Consider the following 9,975-nt stretch of genomic DNA (forward strand, 5'->3'; position numbering starts at 1 on the left):
TTAGACCTTTACAAATGGAAAGAATATCTGAGATGCTAGGGATGTTTTCTTCATTTGCCAAGTGTTGTTTACATCAAAGGAGTGCACAATGATCCGTAAGCAAGAAATTACAACATTTGAGTTCCCAGAAAATGCCGTTATCTGGGATGTACGCGATTCAAGCGCTTATGCGGAAGCGCACGTTAAAGGCGCTGTCAACCAGCCCATTAATGACCTTTCTGCAGGCAGCTTAACTCAGGTGTCAACGGATCAGCCCATTTACATTTTATGCGGCGGCGGAAGCAAAGCGCCGCGCGCAGCTGAGAAATTAGAGGGCTTCGACAGCTCGCGCGAATATGTAATTCTGATGGGCGGCACACGCGCCGCCCGCGATGCCGGCTTGCCTTTAGTAGAACAAGGCTGCTGAGCTGAAAGAGGAAAAAGCGCCGCAAGGCGCTTTTTTATGGCCGGTTTTTATGCGCAGTCCTCCGCGCGGCCCTGATCAAAGGCGGGTCGCGCCTGCCGGTTCAGCATCCGGGCTGAAGCGGCGAATCAGCGCTTTTCTTCAGATAAGGCTTTTTCGGCTTGACTTTTTTCTGAAAGCGCTTGGCGCTGAGCCTGTTCAGCAGCGCAGCCGGAGCCGGGCAGGCTTCGCCCAGAATCAGCGCTGCCAGCACTTCGCTGCACAGCGGCGCATATAAAAAGCCTTTTGAGCCTAAGCCGGCAAAGCTGTAAATTTCCTGCTCATCCTGCAGTTTGCCCAGCAGCGGAAAATAGTCCTGGCTCTGCGCGCGCACAGACGCGCGGCCCTGCCAGCTTTCCACTGGGGCCAAGGACTGCGCGTACTGGGGAAAGGCGCTGTGGATAAGCTGATAGTTATGCACATGGTCTTCCTGCAGCACCTCATCATCCTCCCGGCTGGGATGGAATGATGCGCCGAGAATCAAATGGCCCGCATCCAGCTGCATGCAGTAGCCGCCGTAGCTGTAGGCCTGCTCCGCATCTAAAGGGTTTTCAGGGTTTTCAGCCCAGCTGACCTGGCCGCGGATCGGCTTCAGCAGCGGATAATCGGCAAAAAACCGGCCGCTGTGCCGCGCTGCGCAAACCACTGCATGGTCATATTCCGCCAGCAGCTGATTCTGGCTGAAAACCTGCACTGCGCCTGCCTGCTGAATTTGCGTAATTTCAGCCTGCTGAAACCGAATCAGCGGATGCTGCAGAATCTGATCGCGCAATTGATGCGGCGAGACCGCGCCGGCCTGCAGCAGATTCAGGCTTGAAAACTCTGTGGCGATGTCACTGCCGGCGGCGCTTTCAGCGCGCAGCACGGCTTCAGGATACTGTGCGGCCAAGTCCGGCAGCGCTTCCGCATGCTTTAGCGCCAGCTGGCGCACGCGGATTGGGCGGAAGGCGCTGAATTGCGCATAGTGCGCAATGGCATGCCGCCAGGACAGGCTCATCAGATGGGAATGGCTTTGCCCGATGGCGGGCAGTTTGGGATTCAGCAGCGCCAGCGGGTTGCCGGAACCGCCCGCCAAAGGCGCTGACTGGTCGTAAACGGTAACTTGATGCCCGCGCTGCGCGAATGCCCATGCGCAGCTCAAGCCGGCAATACCTGCGCCAATCACGGCAATCTGGCGTTGCTTTAAGGCGGGCTGTGGGCCGGGCGCTGAGTTTTGCGCAGCTTCATCCGCCGGGGCAGCGGGCTTCCAGATACCTTTCAGCATTTCGCGCTTATGGCCAAAGCCGCGCGGGCGGCTGACGGTGATGCCATGCTGCCTTAAGCCGCGCTTTAGAACCCCAGCCACGCTGAATGAGGCAAAGCTGGTGCCATAGCCGGACAGGCGCGCAATATGGCTTAAAATATGCTCTTCCCACAAATCGGGATTGCAGGCGGGCGCAAAGCCGTCCAGAAACCAGGCGTCAACCTGCCGGGTTCTGTGCATCATTGGAAACACATCGTGCGCATCGCCCAGCCACAGGTCCAAAGAGAAGCGTTCATCCGGGAAAGACAGGCGGTGGCATCCGGCCAGCGGCAGCGGATACTGTGCAATCAGCTGCTGCGCCAAGGGCTGCAGTTCCGGCCAGGCCTGCAGCGCGCGGATTAAATCAGGCTTAGACAGCGGAAATTTTTCGACGGAAACGGCATGCAGCCGGCTGCGGTTGTCCGGCCGGACCTGCCGCCACAGCTGCCACAGGGCCAAAATGTTCAGCCCGGTGCCAAAGCCGGTTTCGCCCACGCAGAAATAGTCAAAGTCCTGCAGCTGCGCAAGGCGCTCCGGCAAGTCATTGCCATTTAAAAAAACATGGCGGGTTTCCAGCAGGCCGTTGTCTTTGGAAAAGTATACATCGCCGAATTGCCTGGAAACGGGAACATCTATTCCGTCCACAGATTGCCAATCAAGATCGGCCGTTTGGATTGCGTCAGACACAGCTCAGCCTTTCACAGAAAATTGAAGAGGGCGCCTACCACTGGCGGCGGCGCTTGGTATGCACATAGCCTGCAATCAGGAAGCCCAGCAGCACGCCGGCAGCAATAGTGGCTGCGCCGTACAGGAACATTTGCGCGCTGCGTTCGCTTTGCAGGACCTGCACCTGCACGCCTAAGCTGTCATTTTTCAGCTGCAGTTCCTGATTTTGCGCCAAGGCTTCCAAATTGGCTTTTTCCAGCTGCTGCAGGCGCGAATGCTGGTCTTTGACCAGCGCCTTGATTTTAGCTTCCTGCAGGGCTTTGTTCTGAGCCTGCTGCTCTGCAGTCAGCGCTTTATTTTCCAGAACAGGCGCATTCGGATTGGCTGCCGCCGGCGCAGCTTTAGGCTTGCTGGCCGGCAGGGTTTGCGGCGCAGGCGCTGCGGCCGCTGCCGGAGCAGGTGCAGTTTCGACTGCCCATGCGGAAGTGCAAAGTATGGAGAGGCCCAGCAAGCTGGAAACGGCAGCGCGCATGAACTTATCCTTTAGGGAAAGCTTTGTTGAAAGGCTTTACGTCAATATGGCCGTACACGCCTTCTTTAAGGAAAGGCTCTTCCTGCAGCCAGGCGTCCAGCGCCTCGCGGGAGTCAAAATCGGCAATAATCGTGCTGCCGTAAAAACCCGCCTGCGGATTGCCCGGGTCTTTCGGCATTGCGCCGGCTGCGATCAGGCGGCCTTCAGCATCTAATTTTTCCAGGCGTGCAAGGTGCTGAGGGCGCACCGCAAGGCGCTTTTCTACTGTACCTTCATTATCTGTACAGGTCACAACGAATAATGGCATGTGATTTCTCGAATTTTAAAGCGGAGGAGCTATTCAGAGGTCTTAAAGTATTTGCGCAATACAATAAACTGAATAATGATAAAGGAAAACATGACGATCATGTCGCCAAATGCGGTGAATTCACCCCAGTATTTTCCGCCCATGTACAAATAGGCAAAGAAAATATGCAGGCAGGACATCACCACAAACATGCAGGCCCAGGCGAAATTGAGCTTCTTCCAGCCGTTTTCTGTCAGGCTCAGCACCGGGCCGAACAGGCGCTCAATCAGCGGCTTGCGCTCTTTGCTGAACCAGGGGGAAAGCAGGAATGCGCCGGCAAAGACCAGATTCAGCAGCACCGCCTTTAAGCGGATATAAAAGTCATCGCTGAGCATTAGGGTGATGCCGCCGAAGATTACCGTCATGAACAGCACAATCCACTGCTGCTTGTCCAGGCGGAACTTCTGCATGACAAACATGGCGCCGTATACCGCCAACATGGAAATAATCAGACCTGTGGTTGCCGCCAGAATATTATTATTGTCGATGCCGCCGGCGGAGCCGATCAGCTGCAGGAGGGGATGCTCGGTATCTTTCGGGTCTACAGTTTTATACAAATAAAAGAAAATAATGAGCGGCACAAAGTCTAAAAGTGCTTTCATGTTAGAGTATCTAATCTCTGATCAAATTAAACGGCATAGTATAATTGATGCGCGGCGTAGATTTACATACACACAGTAATATTTCTGATGGAACTTTGTCACCGGAACAGCTGGTGCAGGCTGCCTCAGCCATAGGCATTCATACGCTGGCGCTGACTGATCATGATACGATGGATGGCTTAAATGCAGCTGAAGAAGCTGCGGGAAAATCAGGCATTACTTTAATTTCCGGCGTGGAAATTTCCAGCCAATGGTCGCGCCCGGCCACGAAAAAGAGCTACGGCGTGCATATTGTGGCGCTGAATATGCAGCATCCGGCGCCGCTGCTGGCGGTGCTGGAGCAGCAGAAGCAGATCCGCGCGGCGCGCGCCCGGCAGATTTGCGGTTTGCTGACGCCATTGATTGGCCAGGATATTTATGCCGATGTGATCGCCAAAGTGGACGGCATTGCGGACCGGATTACCCGCACCCATATTGCCAAAACCCTGGTGGAGAAAGGCCTGGTCAGCCGGCCGCAGCAGGCCTTTGACAAATACATCAAGGAAGGCAAGAAAGCCTATGTCAAATTTGACGGTCTGGGGCTGCAGGAAACCATTCAGGCGATTCACGCCAGCGGCGGCTTTGCGGTGCTGGCGCATCCGACCCGCTATGACCTGTCGGCCACCAATATCCGCTATTTAATTGAAATTTTCGCGCAGTTCGGCGGCGATGCGGTGGAGCTGCCGCCCGCAGTTGAGCCTTTGTCCACGCGCCAGATGGTGGATCGCATGATTGCGGCGCATGGCTTGAAAGTGTCTGTAGGCAGCGATTTTCATGGCGATAACATGCCGTGGATTAAGCTGGGCAATATTCCGCAAATTAAGGAAGGGCAGGCGGGCATTTGGGAGAATTTCCGTTAATTTTTAATCCCTCTGAGCCCCCTTTGGGGAAAGAGGGATTTGCGCCTTTTTTTCTTAGAGAAACATTGTGCAGCAAGGGAGGGATTTTAATTAAAGCAGATTATTATCCTGCGCCTGAATCGGTGGCGGGGTCGGCTTGCCCAGCGTTCCCAGCAGCTCAATTTCGATGGTGCGCACCATCGAGTCCAGCGGCAGGTCATTGCTCTGCGTGCCGAAAGGCTCTTCAATTTCCGAGCTGAGCGCATCCAGGCCGAGGAAAGTATAAGCCAAAATTCCCACCAGAAGCGGGGTGGCCAAGCCCAGCGTTGAGCCGAGGCTGAACGGCAGGATAAAGCAGAAAAAATACACGGTGCGGTTCAGCAGCACGGAATAGGCGAAAGGCAGCGGCGTGGTGGCAATCCGGTCACAGCCGGTCAGCACCGTGCTCAGCTCCATGACATGCTGATTCATCTGGGTATACAGAATGTCTGAAATTTCCCCCTCTTTCATCGCCTGCATCAGCTCCCACTGGATCAGGCTCAGCGTGTACTGCGGCGCATTGGCCTGCTGATACAGCTGCGAAATGGCCTGAGGGCTCATGCCGCTGGTTTCCACCAGTTCAGTCGGATTGGCGGTCTGGTGGCGCAGGCGGTCCCGCAGCACATTAGCAAATACAATCACATGCTGAATCACGCGTTCGCGGCGGCCTTGGCTGAGCACGCGGCAGTCGCGGTCAAAATGCCGCGCATTGGCAATTAAAATGCCCCAGAGCTTGCGCGCTTCCCACCAGCGGTCATAGCAGGCCGAGTTTTTAAAGCCCAGAAAAATCGACAGCACTACGCCGATTAAGGTGAAGCCGACCAAAGGCAATTCAGGAAAATGAAACAGGCCGACGTAGGACAGGCCGCCGATAATCGCGGACAGCAGCATGACCACGCCCAAAGGCGGCAGCACTTTCGGCAAAATTGTGCCGCGCCAGGAAAAGAGCAGCTTAAATACACTGGGTTGGTCACGCACAATCATGTTATTAGAATCTTCACGGATTTGGACTGATCTTCATATGCGCCCAAGCCTTTGTCAATATGTGTTTTATGCCGATTTTTCCGGGCTGATCAGGCGGTGCTCGGCAAAGGAAAAGCAGCCTTCGGCGGAAACAATGCAGTGGTCGATGAGGCGGATTTCCAGCAGGCTGCAGGCCTGCTGTATGTGCCGGGTCAGCTGCAGATCCGCCGGCGAAGGTTCCGGCTTGCCAAAGGGATGATTATGCGCAATCACAATGGATGTGGCGCGCTGTGAAATGGCGTGGCGCAGCAGCTGGTTGATGGAAATTTCGCAGGCATTCAGCGAGCCGAAGAATAGCTTTTTAAAGCTGATTTTCCTTAAATGCGCATCCAGGCACAGCACACCGAACACTTCCTGCGCTTCGCCTAAAAACTCAAAGCGCAGAAAGTCCAGCAGCTGCCGGGAAGTGCCGAGCGGCAGCGCGGTCTGCTTCAGCTGCTGCGTGACATAGCGCCGGCCCAGCTCTTTCACCGCCATCAGCTGCGCATATTTGCTTGCGCCGATGCCGTGAAACTGGCTTAAGTCCTCCAGCCGCGCATCTAAAATCGGATTCAGGCTGCCGAAATGCTGAATCAGCAGGCGGCCCAGTTCAACTGCGGAATGCTGCTGCGAGCCTGAACGCAGAAAAATCGCCAGCAGCTCAGCGTCAGACAGGCTTTGCGCGCCCTGCGACAGCAGGCGTTCGCGCGGCCGTTCCTGTTCCGGCCAGTTTTTGATTGAAAAATTCATTATTTTTAGGCTTTTTTATTATAGCAGCGTTTGGTTTTCCCAAGCTGAATCTTGGGTCTGGCCATATTTAATGCTATTGTGAGCGCCACTGCAACAGATAGGTAGCCTGTTCGTGAGTTTTGATTTAAGTGTAATTCCAAACAAAAACATTATTTTGGGTGTTTCCGGCGGCATTGCGGCCTATAAAAGCGCGATTCTGGTCCGGCGCCTGAAAGATGCCGGATTCAATGTGCGGGTGGTGATGACGGAAGGCGCGCAAGCCTTTGTTACCCCGCTGACTTTTCAGGCGCTTTCAGGCAACCCGGTGCATACCAAACTGCTTGACCCGGAAGCGGAAGCCGGCATGGGGCATATTGAGCTGGCGCGCTGGGCAGACCTGGTGCTGGTGGCTCCTGCGACTTGCGATACTTTGGCCAAGTTTGCGGCTGGTTTGGCGGATGATTTATTGTCAACGCTGTATCTGGCGGCGAAGGCGCCGGTTTGGGTGGCGCCCGCCATGAATCAGCAGATGTGGGCCGCCAAAGCCACGCAGCGCAATTTGAACACGCTGGTGGAAGACGGCGTGCATGTGATTATGCCGGATGCCGGGGTGCAGGCCTGCGGCGATGTCGGCCTGGGGCGGATGCCGGAGCCGGAAGACTTAGCCATTCAGGTCACGCAGTATTTCCACCGCGCGCAGCGCGCGATCGCGGAAAAATTTGGCCTGCTGGCCGGCAAGCATGTGGTGATTACCGCAGGCCCAACCCGCGAAGCGATTGACCCTGTGCGCTATATTTCCAACCACAGCACCGGCAAGATGGGCTTTGCCCTGGCTGCAGCCTGTTACGCCGCTGGCGCAAAAGTCACTTTAATTGCCGGGCCGGTCAGCCTGGAAACGCCAAATGGCGTGCGCCGCATCAATGTGCAGTCTGCAGTGCAGATGCTGGATCAAAGCATGGCGCTGCTGGATCAGGGCTGCGACATTTTCATTGCCACGGCGGCCGTTGCCGACTACCGCGTGGCGCAGGTGGCGGAGCATAAGATTAAGAAAGCCGGCGATGAGCTGAATGTCGCTTTGGTGAAGAATCCGGATATTGTGGCCACCATTGCGCAGCAGGCCAAGCGCCCGTTTATGGTCGGCTTCGCCGCCGAAACCCGCAATGTTGAAGAATACGCAGCCGGCAAGCTGGTGGCGAAAAAGCTCGACATGATTGCCTGCAATGATGTGTCGCGCGCAGATATCGGCTTTGCTTCTGATGAAAACGCCATGATTGTGTTCTTTGCAGAGCAGTATCAGATGCAGAAGCGGGATCTGGATAAAGCCCCGAAGCAGGAGATTGCGCAGCAGCTGGTGGAGGCGATTCACGATGCCCTGCATCATGAAATGGCGCCTGTTTAAAAAAAATCTGTTCCCCGGTCATTAAAATGCAGCGGATCCGTTGCATTTTTTATAGGATTTACACTATGTTTAATGCGTAAAATTAAAATTTCAGCGCAATTAAACCGCAGCAATAGCCACAGTTTTTAAATGGATCTTTAAAAGGACAGCAGCATGATCAAAAAAACTTTAGCCACCGTTATCTTTTCCGCAGCTTTGTCGTTCAGCAGCCTGAGCTTTGCAGGCAATCTTGAACATAATATGGAAACCCTGGCCAAAAACTTTAAAGCCTTCAACAAGGCGGAGAACCAGAAAGACGCGCTGAAAGCGCTGGACAATATGAAGGCAGCGGCTTTAGACGCCAAAAAAATCAAGCTGAAAACCAAAGATCCAAAAGCGCCGACCTCAGACGCTTTATATGACCAGCTGACGGCGCAGATTGACAGCACCCGGGCGCTGGTTCAGGCCGGAAAGCTGGATCAGGCCAAAGTGGAAGGCAAAAAAATCGCTGCGGTGAAAGAACGTGGCCATGCGGTTTATAATCATCACTGAGGCTATGCGCAGCCTGCTGAGCTGTAAAGGCGCAGCTCAAGCCGGAACATAAAGAAAAGCCAGCCAGTGAAGCAATCGGCTGGCTTTTTTATTGCCAATACGCAACGCTGCTGACTGAGCGGAAGCGCAAGGCTAAGGTTCATCAGCAGAGCGCTGTGCGCATCAGTGCGAAGCCTGATATTCCCGGGCTTCGTCTTCAGTGCGCTGCATGGCGCCCTTGATCTGCTGAATCGCGCTTTCAAGATCGGCAAAAGTCTTGGCATTGCCGCCGCTGAGCGCCTGGCGCCATTTGCGCGCGCCCGGCAGGTTTTGAAACAGGCCTAAAATATGCCGGGTGATAATCGACAATGGCGCGCCTTCCGCCATGCGCCGGGCAATATACGGCAGCATCTGCTCGATAATTTCAAAACGGTCAGGATGCCCTAAATCCCACAATTGACCCAGTTCAGCCAGCAGGTAAGGGTTGTGATAGGCTTCGCGGCCAATCATCACGCCATCGGTATGCTGCAAATGCGCCTGAGTTTCAGCAAATGTTTTTACGCCGCCGTTGATTTCAATCAGCAGATTCGGGCGCTCCTGCTTTAAGCGGTAAACATCCTCATAGCGCAGCGGCGGCACATCGCGGTTTTCTTTAGGCGATAAGCCTTTCAGCAGGGCAATCCGCGCATGCACAATAAAGTTATCGCAGCCTGTTTTCGCCACAGTATCCACAAAATGCAGCATCTGTTCATAAGACTGCATGTCGTCAATGCCGATGCGGTGCTTCACCGTCACTGGAATATCCACCGCATTGCGCATTTCGGCAATGCATTCCGCCACTAAATCCGGCTCAGCCATCAGGCAGGCGCCGATTTTATTATTCTGCACGCGGTCGCTTGGGCAGCCGACATTTAAATTGACTTCGTCATAGCCCCAGTCCTGCGCCATTTTGCTGCACAGCGCCAAGTCTTTGGGATTGGAGCCGCCCAGCTGCAATACGATGGGATGCTCTTCCTGATTGAAATCCAGATGGCGCTTGGCGTCGCCGAATAAAATCGCGCCGGTCGTGACCATTTCGGTATATAAGATCACATTTGGGTTAAACAGGCGGGCAAAGAAACGGTAGTCTTTGGTGGTCCAGTCCATCATCGGCGCAACACTGATTCGCGGAGATTGAGTGTTTTCAATGTTTTTGTTAATAGTCATTAAAAATCATACCTTTAATCTATGTTTCGCAACCTGCGCGAATCTGTTTTAACCTGTGTTTAGGTGGGCTAATCGGTTTGCATTTACACCAAATTTTACACCATAATCAAAAAAACAGGTTGTGGTGTAAATTATGGGGTCAATTACAGCAAGGAAAGGTGCAGATGGTAAAGTTAACTATCGTGCTGCGATTCGAATCAATCGAAAGGGCTTTCCTACTTTCTCTGAAAGTAAAACATTTCACTCAAAGAAGTTAGCTGAAAACTGGGTTAAGAAACGAGAAGTCGAAATTCAAGAAAATCCTGATATTTTGCTTGGCAAAGAAAAGCTGATTGATCTGAC

The 9,975-nt window shown here is 54.0% G+C and carries 11 protein-coding genes and 1 pseudogene; 5 read left to right on the forward strand and 7 right to left on the reverse strand.

All coding sequences use genetic code 11. The features are described 5' to 3' along the window. Positions 1-88 precede the first annotated feature (88 nt). Positions 89-406: a rhodanese-like domain-containing protein gene (locus tag RSA72_RS12630; RefSeq protein WP_332623602.1), complete on the forward strand. Its 318-nt coding sequence runs from the start codon at positions 89-91 to the stop codon at positions 404-406. A 100-nt stretch (positions 407-506) separates the two neighbouring features. Here the strand turns inward: RSA72_RS12630 and mnmC are convergent, their stop codons facing one another. The 4 genes from mnmC to RSA72_RS12650 are packed head-to-tail and all read right to left on the reverse strand — an operon-like array spanning position 507 to position 3,870. After that, positions 507-2,411, reverse strand: a complete 1,905-nt coding sequence (gene mnmC / locus RSA72_RS12635; protein ID WP_332623588.1) for an FAD-dependent 5-carboxymethylaminomethyl-2-thiouridine(34) oxidoreductase MnmC — start codon at positions 2,409-2,411, stop codon at positions 507-509. Between the two features lie 34 nt (positions 2,412-2,445). Next, on the reverse strand, positions 2,446-2,922 hold the full coding sequence (locus tag RSA72_RS12640; RefSeq protein WP_332623589.1) for a hypothetical protein: 477 nt from the start codon (positions 2,920-2,922) through the stop codon (positions 2,446-2,448). A gap of 4 nt (positions 2,923-2,926) precedes the next feature. Next, positions 2,927-3,229: a YciI family protein gene (locus RSA72_RS12645; RefSeq protein ID WP_332623591.1), complete on the reverse strand. Its 303-nt coding sequence runs from the start codon at positions 3,227-3,229 to the stop codon at positions 2,927-2,929. Positions 3,230-3,258: 29 nt separating this feature from the next. Beyond that, positions 3,259-3,870, reverse strand: a complete 612-nt coding sequence (locus tag RSA72_RS12650) for an inner membrane-spanning protein YciB (protein ID WP_332623593.1) — start codon at positions 3,868-3,870, stop codon at positions 3,259-3,261. Between the two features lie 47 nt (positions 3,871-3,917). On the opposite strand from RSA72_RS12650, the gene RSA72_RS12655 reads away from it, so the two are divergent. Next, complete coding sequence (locus RSA72_RS12655; RefSeq protein ID WP_332623596.1) at positions 3,918-4,769, forward strand: PHP domain-containing protein; 852 nt, start codon at positions 3,918-3,920, stop codon at positions 4,767-4,769. 90 nt (positions 4,770-4,859) lie between these two features. Here the strand turns inward: RSA72_RS12655 and RSA72_RS12660 are convergent, their stop codons facing one another. Both RSA72_RS12660 and radC read right to left on the reverse strand, forming a co-directional pair. Then, a complete protein-coding gene (locus tag RSA72_RS12660; RefSeq protein WP_332623597.1) occupies positions 4,860-5,771 on the reverse strand; it encodes a bestrophin family protein in 912 nt (303 codons plus the stop codon). 66 nt (positions 5,772-5,837) lie between these two features. Further along, positions 5,838-6,539 carry a RadC family protein gene (gene radC, locus RSA72_RS12665; RefSeq protein ID WP_332623598.1) on the reverse strand — a complete coding sequence of 234 codons (702 nt, stop codon included), beginning with the start codon at positions 6,537-6,539 and terminating at the stop codon, positions 5,838-5,840. A gap of 112 nt (positions 6,540-6,651) precedes the next feature. On the opposite strand from radC, the gene coaBC reads away from it, so the two are divergent. Together coaBC and RSA72_RS12675 are read left to right on the forward strand one after the other, a co-directional pair. After that, a complete protein-coding gene (gene coaBC / locus RSA72_RS12670; protein WP_332623600.1) occupies positions 6,652-7,917 on the forward strand; it encodes a bifunctional phosphopantothenoylcysteine decarboxylase/phosphopantothenate--cysteine ligase CoaBC in 1,266 nt (421 codons plus the stop codon). A gap of 153 nt (positions 7,918-8,070) precedes the next feature. Further along, on the forward strand, positions 8,071-8,448 hold the full coding sequence (locus RSA72_RS12675; RefSeq protein WP_332624754.1) for a cytochrome b562: 378 nt from the start codon (positions 8,071-8,073) through the stop codon (positions 8,446-8,448). Positions 8,449-8,610: 162 nt separating this feature from the next. On the opposite strand, the gene dusA is transcribed toward RSA72_RS12675, so the two are convergent. Further along, the gene (dusA, locus tag RSA72_RS12680) at positions 8,611-9,633 is read right to left on the reverse strand and encodes a tRNA dihydrouridine(20/20a) synthase DusA (protein WP_443098301.1); all 1,023 of its coding nucleotides are present in this window, start codon (positions 9,631-9,633) and stop codon (positions 8,611-8,613) included. Positions 9,634-9,766: 133 nt separating this feature from the next. Between dusA and RSA72_RS12685 the strand changes: the two are divergent. Next, positions 9,767-9,975 (forward strand): annotated as a pseudogene (locus RSA72_RS12685) (integrase); the annotation flags it as partial.

The organism is Acinetobacter sp., from assembly GCF_036659555.1.
Classification (GTDB): domain Bacteria; phylum Pseudomonadota; class Gammaproteobacteria; order Pseudomonadales; family Moraxellaceae; genus Acinetobacter.

Excerpts from the sequence above, each read along its gene's own strand:
- RSA72_RS12640 (WP_332623589.1), bottom strand. The coding sequence starts at position 2,922 with ATGCGCGCTGCCGTTTCCAGCTTGCTGGGCCTCTCCATACTTTGCACT.
- RSA72_RS12675 (WP_332624754.1), top strand. The coding sequence starts at position 8,071 with ATGATCAAAAAAACTTTAGCCACCGTTATCTTTTCCGCAGCTTTGTCG.
- RSA72_RS12630 (WP_332623602.1), top strand. The coding sequence starts at position 89 with ATGATCCGTAAGCAAGAAATTACAACATTTGAGTTCCCAGAAAATGCC.
- radC (WP_332623598.1), bottom strand. The coding sequence starts at position 6,539 with ATGAATTTTTCAATCAAAAACTGGCCGGAACAGGAACGGCCGCGCGAA.
- RSA72_RS12650 (WP_332623593.1), bottom strand. The coding sequence starts at position 3,870 with ATGAAAGCACTTTTAGACTTTGTGCCGCTCATTATTTTCTTTTATTTG.
- RSA72_RS12660 (WP_332623597.1), bottom strand. The coding sequence starts at position 5,771 with ATGATTGTGCGTGACCAACCCAGTGTATTTAAGCTGCTCTTTTCCTGG.
- dusA (WP_443098301.1), bottom strand. The coding sequence starts at position 9,633 with ATGACTATTAACAAAAACATTGAAAACACTCAATCTCCGCGAATCAGT.
- RSA72_RS12645 (WP_332623591.1), bottom strand. The coding sequence starts at position 3,229 with ATGCCATTATTCGTTGTGACCTGTACAGATAATGAAGGTACAGTAGAA.
- RSA72_RS12655 (WP_332623596.1), top strand. The coding sequence starts at position 3,918 with ATGCGCGGCGTAGATTTACATACACACAGTAATATTTCTGATGGAACT.